This window comes from Micromonospora sp. KC207 (genome assembly GCF_004348615.1).
In the GTDB taxonomy this organism is placed as follows: domain Bacteria; phylum Actinomycetota; class Actinomycetes; order Mycobacteriales; family Micromonosporaceae; genus Micromonospora.
The window spans coordinates 1-18,296 of sequence record NZ_SMKJ01000121.1; the positions used below are offsets into that span (position 1 = coordinate 1).

The 18,296-nt window shown below is 73.9% G+C and carries 21 protein-coding genes; 7 read left to right on the top strand and 14 right to left on the bottom strand.

Features of this window, described 5'->3' with window-relative positions:
* Positions 1-205 precede the first annotated feature (205 nt).
* Positions 206-1,057 (bottom strand): EI24 domain-containing protein, encoded by an 852-nt coding sequence (locus E1258_RS16830; RefSeq protein ID WP_132401917.1) that lies wholly within the window; start codon positions 1,055-1,057, stop codon positions 206-208.
* A 117-nt stretch (positions 1,058-1,174) separates the two neighbouring features.
* Between E1258_RS16830 and E1258_RS16835 the strand changes: the two genes are divergently transcribed.
* Positions 1,175-2,197: a YafY family protein gene (locus E1258_RS16835; protein ID WP_132401920.1), complete on the top strand. Its 1,023-nt coding sequence runs from the start codon at positions 1,175-1,177 to the stop codon at positions 2,195-2,197.
* On the opposite strand, the gene E1258_RS16840 is transcribed toward E1258_RS16835, so the two are convergent.
* Positions 2,188-3,108, bottom strand: coding sequence for an SDR family oxidoreductase (locus E1258_RS16840; protein WP_132401923.1), 921 nt, complete (start codon positions 3,106-3,108; stop codon positions 2,188-2,190). The genes E1258_RS16835 and E1258_RS16840 overlap by 10 nt on opposite strands.
* Positions 3,109-3,183: 75 nt before the next feature.
* On the opposite strand from E1258_RS16840, the gene E1258_RS16845 reads away from it, so the two are divergent.
* Positions 3,184-3,894: a DNA polymerase beta superfamily protein gene (locus E1258_RS16845; protein WP_132401926.1), complete on the top strand. Its 711-nt coding sequence runs from the start codon at positions 3,184-3,186 to the stop codon at positions 3,892-3,894.
* Positions 3,895-3,912: 18 nt separating this feature from the next.
* On the opposite strand, the gene E1258_RS16850 is transcribed toward E1258_RS16845, so the two are convergent.
* The 4 genes from E1258_RS16850 to E1258_RS16865 all read right to left on the bottom strand — a co-directional run bounded on the left by E1258_RS16850 (position 3,913) and on the right by E1258_RS16865 (position 6,605).
* Positions 3,913-4,800, bottom strand: a complete 888-nt coding sequence (locus E1258_RS16850; protein WP_132401929.1) for an alpha/beta fold hydrolase — start codon at positions 4,798-4,800, stop codon at positions 3,913-3,915.
* Positions 4,797-5,114 carry a DUF2516 family protein gene (locus tag E1258_RS16855; protein WP_007073215.1) on the bottom strand — a complete coding sequence of 106 codons (318 nt, stop codon included), beginning with the start codon at positions 5,112-5,114 and terminating at the stop codon, positions 4,797-4,799. Before E1258_RS16855 ends, E1258_RS16850 begins: the two co-directional genes overlap by 4 nt.
* An 82-nt stretch (positions 5,115-5,196) precedes the next feature.
* Complete coding sequence (locus E1258_RS16860) at positions 5,197-5,970, bottom strand: hypothetical protein (RefSeq protein WP_132401932.1); 774 nt, start codon at positions 5,968-5,970, stop codon at positions 5,197-5,199.
* Positions 5,967-6,605 carry a helix-turn-helix domain-containing protein gene (locus E1258_RS16865; protein ID WP_132401935.1) on the bottom strand — a complete coding sequence of 213 codons (639 nt, stop codon included), beginning with the start codon at positions 6,603-6,605 and terminating at the stop codon, positions 5,967-5,969. Before E1258_RS16865 ends, E1258_RS16860 begins: the two co-directional genes overlap by 4 nt.
* Positions 6,606-6,737: 132 nt before the next feature.
* On the opposite strand from E1258_RS16865, the gene E1258_RS16870 reads away from it, so the two are divergent.
* Complete coding sequence (locus E1258_RS16870) at positions 6,738-7,535, top strand: alpha/beta fold hydrolase (RefSeq protein ID WP_243715506.1); 798 nt, start codon at positions 6,738-6,740, stop codon at positions 7,533-7,535.
* Positions 7,536-7,599: 64 nt separating this feature from the next.
* Here E1258_RS16870 and E1258_RS16875 read toward each other — a convergent pair whose 3' ends face one another.
* The 4 genes from E1258_RS16875 to E1258_RS16890 form a co-directional block, all read right to left on the bottom strand.
* Positions 7,600-8,559 (bottom strand): asparaginase, encoded by a 960-nt coding sequence (locus E1258_RS16875; RefSeq protein WP_132401941.1) that lies wholly within the window; start codon positions 8,557-8,559, stop codon positions 7,600-7,602.
* Positions 8,560-8,725: 166 nt separating this feature from the next.
* Positions 8,726-9,571, bottom strand: a complete 846-nt coding sequence (locus E1258_RS16880) for a 3-keto-5-aminohexanoate cleavage protein (protein WP_132401944.1) — start codon at positions 9,569-9,571, stop codon at positions 8,726-8,728.
* A gap of 195 nt (positions 9,572-9,766) precedes the next feature.
* A complete protein-coding gene (locus tag E1258_RS16885) occupies positions 9,767-10,879 on the bottom strand; it encodes a folate-binding protein YgfZ (protein WP_132401947.1) in 1,113 nt (370 codons plus the stop codon).
* Positions 10,880-10,905: 26 nt separating this feature from the next.
* Complete coding sequence (locus tag E1258_RS16890; RefSeq protein WP_132401950.1) at positions 10,906-11,355, bottom strand: Fur family transcriptional regulator; 450 nt, start codon at positions 11,353-11,355, stop codon at positions 10,906-10,908.
* A gap of 68 nt (positions 11,356-11,423) precedes the next feature.
* On the opposite strand from E1258_RS16890, the gene E1258_RS16895 reads away from it, so the two are divergent.
* Complete coding sequence (locus E1258_RS16895; protein WP_132401953.1) at positions 11,424-12,266, top strand: aminotransferase class IV; 843 nt, start codon at positions 11,424-11,426, stop codon at positions 12,264-12,266.
* 22 nt (positions 12,267-12,288) lie between these two features.
* Here the strand turns inward: E1258_RS16895 and E1258_RS16900 are convergent, their stop codons facing one another.
* Both E1258_RS16900 and mtfM read right to left on the bottom strand, forming a co-directional pair.
* Positions 12,289-12,879 (bottom strand): FABP family protein, encoded by a 591-nt coding sequence (locus tag E1258_RS16900; protein WP_132401956.1) that lies wholly within the window; start codon positions 12,877-12,879, stop codon positions 12,289-12,291.
* A 114-nt stretch (positions 12,880-12,993) separates the two neighbouring features.
* Positions 12,994-13,098: a small membrane protein MtfM gene (gene mtfM, locus E1258_RS35595; protein ID WP_036376929.1), complete on the bottom strand. Its 105-nt coding sequence runs from the start codon at positions 13,096-13,098 to the stop codon at positions 12,994-12,996.
* A 12-nt stretch (positions 13,099-13,110) separates the two neighbouring features.
* Between mtfM and E1258_RS16905 the strand changes: the two genes are divergently transcribed.
* The 3 genes from E1258_RS16905 to E1258_RS16915 are packed head-to-tail and all read left to right on the top strand — an operon-like array spanning position 13,111 to position 15,965.
* On the top strand, positions 13,111-13,485 hold the full coding sequence (locus tag E1258_RS16905) for a DsrE family protein (RefSeq protein WP_007073224.1): 375 nt from the start codon (positions 13,111-13,113) through the stop codon (positions 13,483-13,485).
* A gap of 48 nt (positions 13,486-13,533) precedes the next feature.
* Positions 13,534-13,914, top strand: coding sequence for an SCP2 sterol-binding domain-containing protein (locus tag E1258_RS16910; protein ID WP_132401959.1), 381 nt, complete (start codon positions 13,534-13,536; stop codon positions 13,912-13,914).
* On the top strand, positions 13,911-15,965 hold the full coding sequence (locus E1258_RS16915) for a glycogen debranching N-terminal domain-containing protein (RefSeq protein WP_132401962.1): 2,055 nt from the start codon (positions 13,911-13,913) through the stop codon (positions 15,963-15,965). Before E1258_RS16910 ends, E1258_RS16915 begins: the two co-directional genes overlap by 4 nt.
* Positions 15,966-16,022: 57 nt before the next feature.
* Here the strand turns inward: E1258_RS16915 and E1258_RS16920 are convergent, their stop codons facing one another.
* Together E1258_RS16920 and E1258_RS16925 are read right to left on the bottom strand one after the other, a co-directional pair.
* Positions 16,023-16,877: a hypothetical protein gene (locus E1258_RS16920; RefSeq protein WP_132401964.1), complete on the bottom strand. Its 855-nt coding sequence runs from the start codon at positions 16,875-16,877 to the stop codon at positions 16,023-16,025.
* 92 nt (positions 16,878-16,969) lie between these two features.
* Complete coding sequence (locus E1258_RS16925; RefSeq protein WP_165949800.1) at positions 16,970-18,157, bottom strand: RCC1 domain-containing protein; 1,188 nt, start codon at positions 18,155-18,157, stop codon at positions 16,970-16,972.
* Between the last annotated feature and the right edge of the window lie 139 nt (positions 18,158-18,296).

Below are 18,296 nucleotides of genomic sequence, written 5' to 3' on the forward strand. Positions count from 1 at the left end.
GGCCGGATCTCGCGCCGGGGCAGGTCCGGGGCGAGGCCCGCGATCCCGAGCACCGTCAGGCAGGCCGTGGTCACCGAGACCGCGAACTTGAACCGGGCAGCTTCCACGCCACGCACTCCCGAGCTATTGCACCTTTTGCACCATTCAGGATAGGTGCTCGCGCCGTCGGTGACCGCCGGGTGGTCCAGCCCAGTGTTTCCCCAGCTCAGCGCTCCCCGGCGGACCGACGCAATGGCTCCCCGGTGGGCTGGCCCAGCTCGATGGGCTGGCCCAGCTCGATGGATTGGCCCAGGGAGCGGCGGGTGAGCAGGGTCGCGCCGGCGACCGCCGCCGGCATGATCAGCACCGCGCCGAGCGGGATCAGGAAGCACCCGAAGACGGCCACCCCGAAGCCCAGCGTGGTGGCCCGGTCGGCCTTCAGCAGCGACCGGCGGTCGGGCAGCCGCATTCCGCGCCGGTAGAAGGGTGCCCCTGCCAGCTCCAGCGCGAGAAACCAGCCGCCCACCATCGCCCCGATCACCGGTACGACGGTCTGGCCGACCACCGGGATCAAGCCGGCCGCGAGGAGCGGAACGCCGACGAGCGCGGAGATCGCCACCAGTCGCAGCGAATCGACCACGCTCCGACGCAGCGATGCCCAGAACGGCACTTCCACCGCGCCGGGCGTGCCACCGTAGCGCTCCTCGACCCGCTCGGAGATCTTCTCGTAGAACGGGTCGCCGATGGCCAGGGTCACGGCGGTGAAGGTGAGCACCCCGAGCAGCCCGCCGACCCCGAGAAAGGCCAGGCCGGCGATCGCCCGGACGAGGCTGCGGGCGGTGCCGGACCAGTCGTCGGCGAACGGGGTGACCAGCGCGGCAAGGTCGTCCACGAAGTACACGAGGGTGGCGAAGGCGGCCACGAAGAGCGTCCCCGAGATCAGCGCCGGCACGATGCCGAGCAGCATCAGGCCGGGGCTGCGGACGTACAGGCCGATGCCGCGCAGGAGCAGCCCGACCCCGGAGAGGAAGCGGCCGACGACGCCGGTCACCGGCGCGGCGATGCTGGGTACGTCCACGACCGCTGAGCCTAACGCCGGCCGACCGGCTCGGCACCCCGGCGGCAGGGCGGGTGAGAAGGGTTCCCTGCTATACCGCAGGCGTTAACAGGGGGCCCTTCCTTACACAATGGGCGGGTGCGGGCCTCGCGGTTGATCTCGTTGGTGCTGCTGCTTCAGTCGCGGGAGGCGATGACGGCGGCCGAGCTGGCCCGCGAGCTGGAGATTTCCGAACGGACGGTGTACCGGGACGTGCTGGCGCTGTCGGCCGCCGGGGTCCCCGTCTACGCCGACCGGGGCCGGGCCGGCGGGTACCGGCTGCTCGGCGGGTACCGGACCCGGCTGACCGGGTTCACCCGGGACGAGGCGGAGGCGCTGTTCCTGGCCGGGCTGCCCGGGCCGGCGGGTGACATGGGGCTGGCCAACGCGGTCGCCTCGGCCGAGCTGAAGGTGCTGGCCGCGCTGCCGCCCGCCCTGCGCGACGCCCCCGCCCGCGCCGGGCAGCGGTTCCATCTGGACGTGCCGGGCTGGTTCCGCGACGCCACGCCGCCGCCCCGGCTGGCCGAGTTGGCCGGGGCGGTCTGGGCGGACCGGGTCGCCGAGCTGCGCTACCGTCGCGGCGACGGCGAGGTCGTCCGGCGGGTCGAGCCGTACGGGCTCGTGCTCAAAAGCGGCATCTGGTACCTGGTCGCCCGCGTCGGCGACGGCACGCGCACGTACCGGGTCGATCGGGTCGTCGACGTGACGGCGGCCGGGGAGACGTTCGACCGGGACGAAGGCTTCGACCTCGGCGCGTACTGGCGGGAGCAGGCTGAAGCGTTCCTGCGGAGCATGCAGCGGGCGCACGTCCGCGTACGGCTGAGCCCCGCCGGCCTGCGCGCGCTGCGCGGCGCCCCGGAGGCCCCCTTCGGGTACGCCGAGGCGACGGCCGCCGCTGGCGAGCCCGACGACGCCGGCTGGGTGGCCACCCGGCTGCCCGTCGAATCCGTCGATGTGGCGTACGAGCTGTTGTTGCGGCTCGGGCCGGAGGTGGAGGTGCTCGAACCGCCGGAGCTGCGGGGGCGGCTGGCCGCTGCCGCCGCCCGGCTCGCCGCGCTGTACGGCGGGCCGGGCGGCGAACGAAAGGGCGACGCACCGGAGGGCGACGGTGGTCAGCGGTAGTCGGCGGCGTCGGCCTGCTTGCCGTCGTGCACCACCTCGGTGATGTAGCGGAAGGCGTCCGGCTGGCTGCCGTCGAGGTCGGTGAAGCCGTACACCCGGGCCAGCTCCCCGCTGGAGACGGACCTGCCGTTCCAGCGGGCCCGGTCCGGGTCGGCAGCCAGCGCGGCGACCGCTCGCCCGACGAACGCGGGGGTCTCCGAGATGAGGAAGTGCGGGTCCTTCGCCGCGCCGTCGCGCCAGTTGGCCTCGGTGACCCCGAAGTGCTCCAGCATGTACTCGGAGCGGATCCAGCCGGGGGAGAGCGCGACGGCGGTGCCGCCGTGCGGCTCCAGCTCGTGCGCCTGGGTGAAGGCGAGGCGGTTCACGCAGGTCTTGGCCAGGTCGTAGAAGACCGACAGGCGGTAGTGGACGTCGTTGTACTCCCTGGTTCCGTCGCCGATCTCCACCACCAGCCCGCCGGGGTGGCGGATCAGCAGCGGCAGCGCGAAGTGGCTGGTGATGACGTGGGTGTCGACCGCGAGCCGCAGGGTGCGGAAACCGGCGTCCAGAGGCTGCTCCCAGACCGGCTTCTCCCAGGTGATCAGGGGGTCGGCGCCCCAGACGTCGTTGACCAGCACGTCGAGCCGGCCCTGCTCGGCGTCGATCCGGGTCACCAGGTCGCGGACCTGCTCGGGTACGAGATGGTCGACCCGGACCGCGATGCCGGTGCCGCCGGCCGCGTCGACCAGCTCGGCGGTCCCCTCGATGGTTTCCGGCCGGTCCAGTTCGGACCGGCCGGCGGTGCGGCTGCTGCGCCCGGTGGCGTACACCGTCGCCCCGGCCGCGCCGAGCTGGATCGCGATCTGCCGGCCTGCGCCCCGTGTCGCCCCGGCGACGAGCGCGACTTTCCCGGTCAGGGGTTTCGTCGTCATACGTCGACCCTGGCAGCAATACCTGACAGCCGAAGTCCGGTTTTGCGAACGGTTCTCCTGCGTCATGCTCGGCGCATGCACCTGCTGCTCTCGGGAATCGTCGGTTCGGTGGCGTACGGACTGGCCCGGCCCGGTTCCGACGTCGACCGGATCGGGGTGTTCGCCGCGCCGACGGTCGCCTTCCACGGCCTGCACCCGCCCCGCGAGTCGGTGGTCACCACCGACCCGGACGTCACCCTGCACGAGGCCGGCAAGTACGCCAGGCTGGCGCTGAGCGGCAACCCGACCGCCACCGAGCTGATGTGGCTGCCCGACGACTGCTACGAGACCCGCACCGAACTGGGCGACCGGCTCATCGGCATCCGGTCGGCGTTCCTCAGCGCGCCCCGGGTCCGCGCCGCCTACCTCGGGTACGCCGCGCAGCAGTTCCGCAAGCTCGCCTCTCGGGGCGATGGGACGTTCTCGGCCGACACCCGGCGGCGGACCGCGAAGCACGCCCGGCACCTGGCCCGGCTGCTGCACCAGGGTCGACTGCTGTACGCCACCGGCGTCCTGGAGATCCGGCTGGCCGACCCGGAGCGGTTCCGGGCATTCGGTCAGCGGGTGGGCGACGGGGATCTGGCGGAGGCGCAAGCCCTGCTCACCAAGGCGGAACGAGACTTCGACGCCGCGCGTACCCCGCTGCCGGAACGGCCCGACTCGGTGACGGTCGAACGCTGGCTGCTCGACGTACGGGCCGCCCACCTGCCGTCGGTAGGGCTCAGCCCGTCCGCCCGTGGGGTGTGACCACCACCACGGCCGACCTCACCCGTTGAGGAACCCCGAAATCCGCGCCCGCAGGTCGGCACGTTCCGACCAGAGCACGCCCGGGCGGTCGTACACGTGCAGGGTGGCCCGGGGCAGGACGGCCGCGAGCTGCTCGGCGACCTCGACCGGGTGCAGGTCGTCGCCCGCACAGGCGAGCACCAGGGCCGGGGCGGTCACCGCGGCCAGCCCGGACCGGTTGCCCAGCGGGGCCTGGTCGGGCAGGGCGGCGAGGCCCGCCGCGAGGCCGTCGCGGAGTAGCTGGTCGAGCCGCTGCCGCAGGTAGGCCCACCCGGCCGGCGTGTTGCGTACGGCGGGCGGCAGCTCGGCCGCGACGACATCGGCGACGGCGGAGGCGTCCCCGTCCTCCACCGCGTCGAGCAGCGCGGTGATCCGGTCCCGGGCGGCCGGGCCCCGGGGCCGGTCGAGCGCCGCCGGGAGGAAGAAGACCAGCCGGTCGAAGCGCTGCGGGCTCTCGACGAGCAGCCGGCACAGCGCACCCGCGCCGAGGCTCGCGCCGAACGCGCGGGTCGCGTTGCCGAGGTCGGCGACAGCCCGCAGGTCCCGGGCGAGGTCGAGGTAGCTCCACGGGCCGGCCGGCGCCTCGGAGCGGCCGTGCCCCCGGAACTGGAAGAAAATCTTGCGGCCGGTGACGCCGCTGCCGAACGGACGGGTGGTGGCGATGCCGTTGCCCAGCCCGTGCGCGAACACGGTGACCGGGTCGCCGACGCCGGTGACGAGCTGTTCGAGGCGCACCCCGTGCGGGGTGGTGACCAGCTCGGTCTCCGGCTCGGGCAGGGCCGGCCGCCCGGTGCGCGGGGCGCCCGGGCCGGGGCCCCAGGTCCGTGGCCCGCCGTCGGGTGGCGGTGGCCAGCGAAACCCTCTCACCAGGACGACCCCCGGCCGTCGTGCAGATCGCGCAGCCCGACCCGGACGTCCAGCAGGTAGATCAGGGACGCGGCGATGCCGATGAGGCCGAAGATGTTCAGCACGTTGTTGGTCAGCAGGGTGAGCACCAGGCAGACCGCGAGGATGGCGATCCACCCGCCCTTGGGCAGGGTGCCGATGGCGGCGAAGGCCTCGCCGCGTTGGGTGATCGCGTGCACGAGTGCCACCCCCTCGATGACGAGGGCGAACACCAGCAGCAGCATGGTGATCCAGTACTGGACCTGGAAGGCGAAGATCGGCGCGGCGATGGCCATGCCGGCAAGCTTATGCCGACGACCCCGGATCCGTCGCCAGGACGCATCCGGGGCCGTGCGGCGCGGGGCCGGAAGGGGTCGACTACTCGGCGGCCGGACGGGCCCGCCGGGTGGCCTTCGGCAGCTTCGCCGACGGGGTGTCGCTGGCCTTCGGGGTCGCCCCACCGGCGGCGTCGGCCTTCGCGTCGGCCTTCGCGGTGGTCGCTCTGGTCGCGCGGGTGCGCGTGGCCCGGGCGGCGGCCGGCTTGGCCTCGACGACCTCGGCCACGTCGGCCGGGGTCGGGATGTGCTCGGCCTCGGTCGCCGCGATGTCGGCGTTGATCGCGTCGGCGGCCTCCAGCACACCCGCCCCGACCACGCGCTCGCCACGGGCGACCAGACCGGCGTACGCGGCGAGGGCCCGCTCCTGGGCGGCGTGCGCGCCAGCGACGACGACGGCCGCGTTCCGGGCGGCCAGCTCGCGCAGCCGGTCGAGGTCTGTCAGCTCGCGCAGCCGGTTGACGTCGGCGGCCTCGCGGAGGCGGTTGACGTCGGCGGTCTCGCGCAGCCGATTCAGGTCGGCGGCCTCACGCAGGCGGTTCAGGTCGGCGGCCGCGCGCAGCCGGTTCAGCTCGGCCGGAACGGACTTGCCGCGCAGCTCGGCGGCGGTCTGGTTCGCCGTACGCAGGGTCTCGGTGGCCTTCTGGCGCAGCTCGAAGCCGGTCACGACGGCCTTGCCGCCCAGGTCGGCGACGACCTTGCCACTGAGGTCGGTGACCACGGTGGGCAGCTTGCGGAGCTGCTCCAGCGCCAGGTCGCCGACTCCGGCGGCGGCGTAGAGCGGGGCCGGGATGCGGTGGGTCTTCGGCTGGGTCATCGCTTCTCCTCTTCGACCGCCGCGGCGGCCTTGTCGGTCTCGACCGCGGCGGCGGTCTCCTCGGTCGCCTTCTCGGCGGCCTTCGTCGCGGGCGTGCTGGGGGGCGGGGCGGGTGCCGGACCGGCCTCGGTGACGGCGACCGACTCCAGGACCGCCTCGGTCGGGGTGCCGTCCGGTGTGGTGGGTCCGGTCGCGGCCGGGGTGGTCGTGGCCGGGGCCTCCGGGGCGGTGCCCGGCGCGGACGGGGCGGCGGCCGGGCTGCCGGCCTCGGCGGCGGCCGTCGCCTCGGCGAGCCGGCTGTTCTCCCGGCGGAAAGTCTCGTAGATCTGGCTCAGGGACTGCTTCTGCGCCATCGTCAGGTCGGGATCGACCGCGATGGCGGCGAGCACGCCCTCCCTGTCCTTGTCGTCGAGCAGGCCGGCCCGCAGGTACATCGCCGGGGTGGAGACCCGCAGCGCGCTGGCGAGCTGCTGGAGCACCTCGGCGCTGGGCTTGCGCAGGCCGCGCTCGATCTGGCTGAGATACGGATTGCTGACGCCCGCCTGTTCGGCGAGCTGCCGCAGCGAGATCTTCGCGTTCCGCCGCAGGTCACGGATGAACCCGCCGACGTCGGGTAGGTCCTTGGGAGTGGCCATGACCCCACGCTAACCGACCCCGCTAGCTCATGCAAGCAAAACGCTAACCAGAGTTAGCAACGTCTCACGCCCTGGTCAGCAGCGTCCCCCTCGCTGTTGCGCGCCGTCCGTCCGGTCCGTACCTTCCCCGTCGTGACGAAGATCGAGATCAACGGCGCGGAGCTCGCGTACGACGACACGGGGGACGGACCGCCCGTACTACTGCTGCACGCCGGCATCGCCGACCGGCGGATGTGGCGGGAACAGGTGCCCGCCCTCACCGCCCGGCACCGCGTGATCGCGCTCGACTTGCGGGGCTACGGCGACTCCGGGCTGCCCACCGACCCGTTCGCCCACCACGACGACGTGGTCGGCCTGCTGGACGCCCTGGAGTTGCCCCGGGCCGCGCTCGTCGGATGCTCCTTCGGCGGGGCGGTGGCGATCGACACCGCCCTGGCGTACCCGGACCGGGTCAGCGCACTCGCCCTCTTCGGCACGGCCGTCAGCGGCAACGAGTGGTCCGAGGAAGCCAACGACCTGTGGGACGACCTGGTCGGCGAAACAGACCCCGAGGACCTCGCGGCCACCGCCGCCGGCGAGGTGCGGTTCTGGGTGGTCGGCCCGCGCCGCCGCCCCGAGGACGTCGACCCGGCGCTGGTCCGGTTCGCCGAGGAGATGGATCGCCGGGCGCTGGCCGCCGAGCTGGCGCTGAGCGCCGTCGACGGGGCCGAACTCGACCCGCCCGCGATCGAGCGGCTCGGCGAGCTGCGCGTACCGGTGCTGGTGACCGCCGGGGCGGCCGACGTGCCGGACGTCGGCCGGATCGCCGACCGGATCGCCGCCGAGGTGCCGGGCGCGGTGCGGCTGCCGGACGTACCGGACGCGGGACACCTGCTCCCCCTGGAACGCCCGGAAGCCGTCAACTCCGCCCTGCTGACCTTCCTGCCGTGAAGCAGGGGCCCCTTGTTAACAGACGGGTGTTAACAAGGGGCCCCTGCTTTCTACTCCCCCGCCGTCACCAGACGGGGCGGACCGTCCCGACCGGCACCCCGCCGCCCAGCAACGGCAGTTCGGCGTACTCGTCGAGAACGGGTGCCCGGACGCCCAGCCGGCGCAGCGCGGAGACCAGGACCGGCATCCGGGCCCGGGGCGCCCCGTCGTCGATCTTCAGCGCGACCGCGCCGACGCCCGGAAGCGCGACGGCGATCACCCCCTCCGCGCCGATCTTCGCGATCGCGCCAGGCAGACCGCGCATCAGCCGGCTGTCCTCGGCCCAGGTGCCGCCGACCAGCTCCGGGTACGCCCGCATGGCGTCCGCGACGGTCCGCTCGGGCGAGCCCGGCCCGGCGGCGACCAGCCGCAGGTACGCGCGGGCCAGCCCGGTCAGCGACACGGCCAACACCGGCGCACCACAGCCGTCGACCCCGACCGCTGCCACCGGCTCCCCGGTGCACTCCTCCACGGCCGCCCGCAGCACCCGTTGCAACGGGTGCTCCGGCTGCCAGTACCCGACACGGGGCCAGCCGGTGGCCAGGCAGGTCAGCAGCATGCCGGCGTGCTTGCCGGAGCAGTTCATCCGCCCCCGGGTGGGTCCACCGCCAGCGCGCAGCACCGCCTCCCGGGCCAGCTCGCCCATCGGCAGGTCGGGCGGGCAGCCGAGGTCGGACTCGTCCAGCCCGGCACCAGCCAGCAGCGCGCGGACCCGCGCCAGGTGGAACTCCTCCCCGGCATGACTGGCCGACACGATCGCCACGTCGGCCGGATCGGTCAACGGCAGCCCGGCGCGGAGCATGCCGACTGCCTGCATCGGCTTGCTCGCCGAGCGGGGGAAGATCGGCGACGTGCCGTCCCCGGCGCCGGCCACCACCGCGCCGGCCGCGTCGAGCACCACCACCGAGCCACGGTGCAGCCCCTCCACGAACCCGGAGCGGACCAACTCGACCAGCGGCACGCCACCCTCGTACGTCTTGCTCACGGGTGGACGGTACCGACGGGCCGCCGACGGCCGGAACGCGGGTGACCAGGCCGGTTGTGCTCACCACGACAGGGGCGACGACCAGGCCGGGACTTACCGGTGGCCGGGCCGGACGCCGGTGGGTGGTCAGCGCACCCGCCCGGCGACCCCAGCGTCCGTCCGGAGGTCAGGCCCCGGCCCGGGGGGCGACGCCGAGCAGCGCGCGGGCTTCGGTCGTGGTCAGCGGCGGGCGCTGCGCGAGCTGGGCGAAGCCCACCGCCCGCGCCACGAGCTGCATGTTCGACTCGACCGGCCGACCCTTCGCGTACGTCACGGTGTCCTCCATGCCGACCCGCAGGTGGCCGCCGGCCGACAGCGCGGCCAGCAGCACCGGGATCGTGCTGCGCCCGATGCCGGTGGCCGAGAACGTGGTGCCCTCCGGCAGATCGCGCAAGGCCTGGTGGGCCGCGACCAGCGCCTGCGTGGTACCCGGCATGCCGCCCGGCACGCCCATCACGAAGTCGACGTGCACGTGCCCGCCGTGCGGCAGGCCGTACCTGCCGAGCAGCCGGGCGAGGGCGGTCAGGTGACCGAGGTCGAAGATCTCGTACTCGGGCACGATGCCGCGTTCCTGCATCCGGGTGTGCAGGTCGACGATGAACTCCCAGCGGTTGAGGAAGACGTCGTCGCCGAAGTTGAGCGTCCCCATGGTGCAGGACGCCATGTCCGGTCCGGCGTCCAGCACGGCGAGCCGGTCGGCCTCCGGGTCGGTCACCGCGCCGCCGGAGGAGAGCTGCACGATCAGGTCGCTGCTCTCGCGCAGCGCCGCCACCGTCTCCCGCAGCCGCCCCTGGTCGAGGGTGGGTCGCGCCTCGTCGTCGCGGATGTGGACGTGGATAACGGCGGCACCGAGCGCCTCGCACTCCTTGGCGGTCAGCAGCAGCTCGTCGAGGGTCACCGGCAGCGCCGGGACCTCCGCCTTTGCCGACTCCGCGCCGGTGGGGGCAACCGTGATCAACGTCCCTGTCGTCATGCCGGCGATCCTAGACGCCCCGCTCGGCGCGGTCGACGGCGCGCGCTCCCGCAGCGGACGCGACCGTCCGGCAGCCGGTCGGCACCGAACCACCTGACCTCGTGCCGGCCGACTGCCGGTCGCGCGCTGGTGGCGTGCCGGCGGCGTTAGCAGGGGGCCCTTCCTATACCGGAAGCGTTGAGAGGGGGCCCTTCCTTACCCCAGGTCGATGGCGGCGGCCGTGTCGGCGATCAGGAGGCGGGCGTCGTCGGGGACGTTGCGCTTGACCACCGCCAGGGCGATCTGGCCCAGCTCGTGGTGCAGCACCGCCGTGCCGACGAAGCCGACCGCCCGGCCGTCGAGGGTCACCGGCGTGCCGGCGGCCGGCGGCTGGTCGCTGGTCACCCCGTCCAGGTGCAGCAGTACGAGGCGACGCGGCGGGCGCCCCATGTTGTGCACCCGAGCCACCGTCTCCTGGCCCCGGTAGCAGCCCTTGTCCAGGTGCACCGCTGGGGCGATCAGGTCCACCTCGGCCGGGATGGTCCGGTGGTCGGTGTCCACCCCGACCCGGGCCCGCCGGGCGGCCACCCGGATCGCCTCGTATGCCCACAGCCCCACCGCCGGCACCCCGGCCCCGCGCAGCTCGGCGACGACCCGGCCCATGGCGGGGCGGGGCACCAGCAGGTCCACTCCGAGCGGGCCCCGGCGGGCCCAGCCGCCACCGGGCAGCGGCGCGACGGCGTACCGGACGGTGGGCCGGGGCGGCAGCTCGCCGGCGCGGAACTTCGGGCCGGGCACCGCGACGGCGTCGGGCGCGGCCAGCCCGGTCACGCCCAGCGTGGCAAGCGCCCCGGTCGCTTCCGGGCCGACCAGCGAGAGCAGGGCGTGCTCGGCGGTGGCGTCACGGGGCTCGACCTTGCTGAAGAACCGCATCTTCTCCAGGTACGTCAGCAGGCCCCCGGTGGCGCCGGGCTCGGTGTCCAGCCAGGTGGTGTCGCCGTCCTCGGCGACCATGGCGTGCTGCTCCACGTGCCCGTGCGGGGAGAGCACCAGCAGCTCGGTGCCCTCGCCGGCGGTCAGCGCGGCCAGGTGCTGGGTGGTGAGGGTGTGCAGCCAGCCGATCCGCTCCTCGCCGGGCACGGCGACGATGCCCCGGTGCGACCGGTCGACCAGGCCGACGGCGGTGTCGAGGACGCGCTGCTCCCGCAGTGGGTCGCCGTAGTGGGCCGCGACGGACCGCACGCCGGCCGCCCGGTGCGCGGGCTCCGGCTGGTCCCGGGTCTCCTCGTCGATGGCCTCGGTGGCCACCGCGCCCGCGATGTCGATCATTTCCGCTCCCCCGTCCTCGCCCTGGCTCACTTCCCCGCTCCGCCCCGGCCCGGTGCGCCGCCGTCCGCACAGCCGCCGCACACGCCGAAGAGTGCCACGTGCCCGATGTCCACCCGGAACCCGCGCTCGGCGACCAGCCGGTCGTCCAGCGGCCGGAGCAGCTCCGGTTCGATCTCGTCGATCGCGCCGCACTCCCGGCAGACCAGGTGGACGTGCTGGTGCTCGCCGGCCGCGTGGTAGGTGGGCGAGCCGTGCGACAGGTGGGTGTGGGTCACCAGGCCGAGGCGTTCCAGCAGCTCCAGCGTCCGGTAGATGGTGGTGATGTTGACACCGGCGGCGACCTCACGGACAGCGGTGTGCACCTGCTCCGGCGTGGCGTGCCCGAGATCCAGCACCGCCTGAAGGAGCAGCTGCCGCTGGGCCGTCAGCCGCAGCCCACGGGCGCGGAGCACTTCCGCGAGGGATGACTCGGACACCGTCCGATCATAGTTCGGCCGCCGCGACGCGCCGACCGCGACGGGGTACGCGGCTAGGCTCACCGGTCGTGGCGAACGCGAGGGTCGCGGTACTGGGGCGGGGCGTCGTGCCGGCCGGCGAACCGGTGCTGCGCGGCGACGACCTGGGCACCGTCCAGGGCGACGGGCTCTTCGAGACCATGCACGTGCGCGGCGGGCTGCCCTGGCTGCGCGACGAGCACCTGGCCCGGCTGGCCCGGGGGGCCGCCCGGATCGGCCTGCCGCTGCCGCCGGTCGGGGTGCTGGTCGATCTGCTGGCGACGGTTTGCGCGGGCTGGCCGGTCGAGGCGGAGGGCGCGCTGCGGCTGGTCTGCACGCGGGGGCCGGAAGGCAGCGGCTCGCCGTCGGTGTACGCCACGCTCGCCGAGGTGCCGGCTGCCGCGCGCCGGGCCCGGCGGACCGGGATCGCCGTGGCGACCCTGCCGCTGGGCGTGGCCGCCACCGCCCGCCCCGCCCTGGGCTGGCTACCGGTCGGCGTCAAGTCGACGTCGTACGCGGTGAGCACCGCCGCCCGCCGCTGGGCCGCCGAACACGGCGTGGACGACGTGCTCTGGGTCTCCACCGACGGCTACGCCCTGGAGGGGCCGACCGCGAACGTCGTCTGGCTGGCCGGGCACACCGTGTGCACGGTGCCGGCCACCACCGGCATCCTGCCCGGGGTGACCGCCGCCTGGCTGCTGGACCACGCCACCGACCTGGGCCTGACCGCCGAGGAGCGCATGGTCACCCCGGTCGAACTGCGCGCCGCGGACGGGGTCTGGTTCACCTCGTCCCTGCGGGGCCTGGCCCCCGTGCACACCCTGGACGGTGCCCGCCTCGCGCACTCGGCGCACACCGATGCGGCACAGGCCCTCCTCGCCCACCCCCGCTGACCGGGGCGGGAGCGGGGCAGGGTCAGCCGGCGACGCGCAGGAGGCGGGCCGACAGGTGGGGGGTCAGGGAGTGGCCCACGGCGGCCATGTCCTGCGCGTACAGAAGGGCGCCCTCGACGATGCCGAAGAGGCGGTGACCGGCGGTGACCTCCTTGGCCGTGGCGGTACGCACCACGGCGTCGGTGACGAACTCCACCTGGGTGCCCTTGCGCCTGCCGATGTGCAGCTCCATCACGCCCGTCGGCACGGACATCAGGGCCTCCAACCCGTCGGTGGCCCGGCCGTTGCCGTCGAGCACCGGACGCCACCAGCCCACTTCACGGCCGCCGGGACGCACCGGCCGGCTCTGCTCGTCCAGAATCCACGCCCGCGACTCGTAGTGCAGGAACGGCCGGCCGTCGTGGCTGATCCGGATCTCCTGGGCGAAGTCGAAGTCCTCGATCGTCGGGTAACCGCCCCGGCCTCGGCCGCGCCACACCCCGACGTAGGGCAGCAGGCCGTCCAGCGTCGGGTGCAGCTTCGGGCCGACGCGCAGGTCGTGGCTCTCCTCGTACGGGTACGGGTCGACCGGGGGCGCGTTCAGCCACGGCGGCTGCAGGGGGTTCTCGCTCACCGGGCCATCTCCGTTCGCGACTGCGGGGCTCGCAGACCCGGCTCACTCCTCGCGCTCACCAAGCCATCCTCGTTCGCGACTGCGGGGCTCGCAGACCCGGCTCACTCCTCGCGCTCACCAACGTCCTCTCGACATGCGTACGGCAAGGTAGACCAGGCCACCCGCAAGCGCGCCCAGGCCGGCGACCAGCAGGCTGACGAACCCGATCTCGGTAACCATCCCGGCCATCCTATGCTGGGCCCCATGGCCCGCTCTCTCGTCGTCAAGGCGACCGCCGGGGCCGACGCCCCGGAACGGTGCGCCCAAGCCTTCACCGTCGCCGCCACGGCAGCCGCCGCCGGGGTGGACGTCTCGCTCTGGCTAACCGGGGAGTCGACCTGGTTCGCGTTGCCGGGCCGGGCGCAGGAGTTCGAGCTGCCGCACTCCGCGCCGCTGGGCGAGCTGCTGCACGTGATCCTGACCACCGGCCGGGTCACCGCCTGCACCCAGTGCGCGGCCCGGCGGGACATCGGCCCCGGCGACGTGCTGCCGGGGGTACGGATCGCCGGGGCGGCGGTCTTCGTCGAGGAGGCGATGGCCGAGGGGGCGCGGGCACTCGTCTACTGAGTGCCGATAACCACCCGGTTCGTCCTCCCCCCGCCTACGATCTGCCCTGTGACCGAGACGACGGAGCGGTTCTTCGCGACGCTGCCGGCGCGCGCCCCCGCAGTCCTGCGTTCCCCCGTGCGCGGCACGCTCCAGCTCCGGCTCACCACGGGCGACCACTGCGAGCACTGGCGGGTCGAGTTGGCGCCCGGCACCGCCCGGGTCACCCGGGAGACGGGGCCGGCGGACGCCTACTGGCAGGGCAGCATCGACCTGTTCGACCGGCTCGTCACCGGCCGGGCGCACGGCGTGGCGTCGATGCTGCGCAACGAGAGCACCCTCACCGGCGACGTGGTGCTCTTCCTCGCCTTCCGGCGGTTCTTCCCCACCCGACCGGGCACCCGGGACCCCCGGACGGTGGCCCGGGAGCAGACCGGGCGGCCGGCGTGAAGGAACAGGTCAGCATCCTCGACGGCAACACGTTCCTGGTCAGCGACCGGCGAGGGGACATCGAACGGTCGCAGGACTTTCCCACCGGGCTGTTCTCCTTCGACACTCGGTTCCTGTCCACCTGGGTGCTGACCGTCGACGGGCAGCGGCTGCATCCGCTCTCCGTCGACGACGCGTTCTCGAACCGCACCCGGTTCTTCCTGGTGCCCGGCCCGCCGACGCACTACCTGGACGCCAAGGCGTCGGTGATCCGCAGCCGGTCCATCGGCGGCAGCTTCACCGAGGAGCTGACCGTGCTCAACCACTCCGGCAGGAAGGTCGAGTTCGTCGTCCGGATCGACATGGGAGCCGACTTCGCCGACGTGTTCGAGATCAAGCAGTCCCGGCGCAAGCAGGGCCGGGCCATCACCGCCCCCGGGGAGAACGAGCTGCGGTTCACGTACCGCCGCGAGGGTTTCCACCGGGAGACGGTGGTGAGAACCGACGCCGAGGCGACCATCGACCCGACGGGCATGACCTTCCACGTCCGGATCGACCCGCACGGGGAGTGGATCAGCCAGCTCGACGTGGACACGGTGATCTACGGGGCCCGTGGGGAGAACATCCGGGCCAACCTGCCGCTGGGCGCGAGCCGCTCGATCGCCGAGATCAACGCCGAGCACGACGAGGTCGTGGAGCGGGCGCCGAAGCTCGGCTGCGACTGCGAGCCGCTGGCCGGGGCGTACCTGCGGAGCCTGAACGACCTCGCTGCCCTGCGCTACGAGTCGATCGCCCTCGGGGTGCGGCTGATGGCCGCCGGGCTGCCCTGGTTCATGACCCTGTTCGGGCGGGACAGCATCTTCACCTCGCTCCAGGTGCTGCCGTTCCTGCCGGACCTGGTGCCGCCGACGATCACCATGCTGGCCGGCCTTCAGGGGTTCCGGGTCGACGACTTCCGCGACGAGGAGCCCGGCAAGATCCTGCACGAACTGCGGTACGGCGAGACGGCCGGCTTCGAGGAGCAGCCGCACTCGCCTTACTACGGTTCCGTCGACTCAACCCCGCTGTTCGTGATCCTGCTCGACGAGTACGAGCGGTGGACCGGCGACGTCGCGCTGGTCCGGCGGTTGGAGGCACCGGCCCGGGGGGCACTGGACTGGATCGACACGTACGGCGACCTGCTGGGCACGGGGTACGTCTGGTACCAGACCCGTAACCCGGAGACGGGGTTGGGCAACCAGTGCTGGAAGGACTCCTGGGACGCGATCTCCTACTCCGACGGCCGGCTGCCGGGCTTCCCCCGGGCCACCTGCGAAACCCAGGGGTACGCATACGACGCGAAGATGCGCGGGGCGCGGCTGGCCCGCACCGTCTGGAACGATCCCGCGTACGCCGAGCGGCTGGAGCGGGAGGCGGCGGAGCTGAAGGAGCGGTTCAATCGGGACTTCTGGCTGCCCGACCGGGAGTTCTACGCGCTGGCGCTGGACCCGGACGGGCGCCCCGTCGACGCCCTCTCCTCCAACATCGGTCACCTGCTGTGGAGCGGGATCGTCGACGAGAACAAGGCCGGCCCGGTCGCCGCGCACCTGCTCGGGCCGCGGCTGTTCTCCGGCTGGGGGGTGCGTACCCTCGCCGACGACCAGGGCCGCTACAACCCGATCGGCTACCACGTCGGCACGGTCTGGCCGTTCGACAACTCGTTCATCGCCTGGGGCTTGTGGCGGTACGGGTTCCGCGAGGAGGCCGGCCGGATCTGCGAGGGCATCCTGTCCGCGTCCCGGCACTTCGGCGGGCGGCTGCCGGAGGCGTTCGCTGGCTACGAGCGGGGCCTCACCGACTACGCGGTGGAGTACCCGACGGCGTGCAGCCCGCAGGCATGGTCGGCCGGCACTCCGCTGCTGCTGCTGCGGGTGATGCTCGGCATGGAGCCGCAGGGCGAGCATCTGATCATCGATCCGGCGGTGCCGGAGGGCATGGGCCAGGTGGAGTTGCTCGACATCCCCGGCCGGTGGGGGCTGGTCGACGCGCTGGGCCGCAGCCGCACCGCCGGCGATCCGGTCCGCCGCCGCTGACCCGTGCCGCCGCCCGCCCGTGCCCGCCGCTGACCTTCGCGGGCGGTGCGCTGGGGCTCAGGGGCAGGGCGTGGTGGCGGTGAGGTCGCCGCCGCTCAGGGCCACCGTGACGCCGCCGGAACGGTAGGCGTACCCCTCGGGAGTGTCGAACAGGACGGTGCCGCCGGCGGCCGGGGCGAGCGCGGCGGCCGGCGTCGCCGGGGCGGGGTCGAGGGTGACCCGGGCGGTGCGGGCCTGCCGGTCGCCACCTGGGCAGGGCGCGGCGAGCAGCTCGGGGGGCGACCCGGCCGGGGCGGCCAGCGCCCGCAGGGCGACGGCGAGCGCGCCCGCCTCCGGGCCGGCCTGGGCCACCGGGGCACGGTAGCCGCCGCCGATCGGGCGGCACCCGGTGCGGACGATCAACCGGAGCCGGCCGTCGCTGGCCGGGCGGCCCTCCACCAGCACGAACTCCCCCGCGTCGGCCCGCAGCCGGGGGCCGTCGCCCGTCACCCGGACGCCGGCCTGCCAGCCCTCCGGCAGCCGATCGGCGATCTCGGTGAGCACCGCGCGCGGGTCGGCGGCGGGGTCGAGGATCTCCACGCCGCGCTCCAGCGTCGCGCCGTCGAGCAGGGGGGTCACCCGGCAGTCCGCCCCGGTCCGGGCCGGCGTGAGCGCGACGGGCCGGCCGCCGGCCGCCGCGACCAGCTCACCCACCGCGCGGTCGACCACCGGGCCGGCCTGGGCCAGGCTGCGCTGCTCGCGGACGGTCGGCCCGTCGTCGCGGACCGACACCCAGGTGAGTACGCCGAGCAGCACCGCCCAGGCCACGGTCGCCACGAGTAGCCAACGGGACCGGCGGCCCGGCGGCGTCGGCTCTCGTCCTCCGCCGGGACCGGTCGGCGGGGCGTATCCCGCCTGGGCAGCACCACTCACCTGCTCATGGTGTCACGCGGGGCCGAGCGCCCCGCGTGACGGGCTGGCGCCGGCCCGGGCGGGCCCGGACCGGCGCGTTGCTCAACCGGCCGTCACAGCAGAAGTGCCCGGGTCGGGACGTTCCGCTCGCCCACCCGGGGCCGCTGACCGATCGCGCCCCCGTCGTTGCTGCCCCAGCACCAGACCGTCGAGTCGGAGCGCACGGCACAGTTGTGGTCCAGCCCGCCGCCCAGCTGCGCCCAGGTCTGGTCGGCGGCGACCGGCACCGGGCTGAGCTGGGACGAGTAGGTGCCGTCGCCGACCTCACCCCGAATGTTGGCGCCCCAGCACCACAGGGAGGCGTCGGTGCGCAGCCCACAGGTGTGCCAGTAACCCGGCTCCACCGTGGCCCAGGCCCCACCGCCAGCCACCTGGACGGGGCTCAACCGCGACTCGCCCGTGCCGTCACCCAACGCGGAGCCGGGGTAGCCCCAGCACCACAGGGTCGCGTCGGCGCGGATGGCGCAGGTGTGGTCGTACCCGGTCGTCACCTGAGTCCAGCCGAAACCCGCGCCGATCTGGACCGGGCTCAGGCGTTGCGCATTGGTGCCGTCCCCGACCCGTGCCCCCAGACCCCAGCACCACATGGTGGCGTCGACCCGCCGCGCGCAGGTGTGCCCCCAGCCCGCCGAGACTTCCACCCACGACTCCCCCACGCCGATCTGCACCGGGGTCAACCGGTCGGTCTGCGTGCCGTCCCCGAGCTGCCCGACGTGGTTCTGCCCCCAGCACCACAGGGTGGCGTCGTCGCGGATCGCACAGGTGTGGCTGTTGCCGGTCGCCATGACGAGCCACGAGAAACCGACGCCTACAGCAACCGGCGCGTACCGGCTGGTCTGCGTGCCGTCACCCACCTGCCCCGCCCAGTTGCTTCCCCAGCACCAGAGGCTGCCGTCGGTGCGGATGCCGCAGGTGTGCGTGCCCTTTCCAGGGCGCACGCTGCGCCACTGCGAACCGGGCTCCACCTGCACCGGTGCGGCCTGGGGGTCGAAGGTCGGCGCATCGTTGCCGAGCTGCCCCTGCCCGTTGGCGCCCCAGCACCACAGGCTGGCATCGGCCCGGACCGCACAGTTGTAGCTGTCGCCGGCGGCGAGCTGCCGCCACTGCTCAACCGCAGGGCCAAGCCCGCTACCGGCCGCGGGCGCGGCGAACCCCGCTCCGCCCCCGACGGTCGCCACCAGGAGCGCCGCCACCAGCCACCTCGACCAGCGGCTCAGCCGCCGGCCCGTCTGCGTTGCCATGCCTTCCCTTCCCTGTGCACAGATGATCATTAATCGATGTCGGTCAATTATCAACAGGATCGGTCGCTCAGGGCAACTAGTCGAACACCCAACGCTGCCCAGGTGTCGTCGGAGGCGGGTGGCAGGGCGGGTGGCAGGG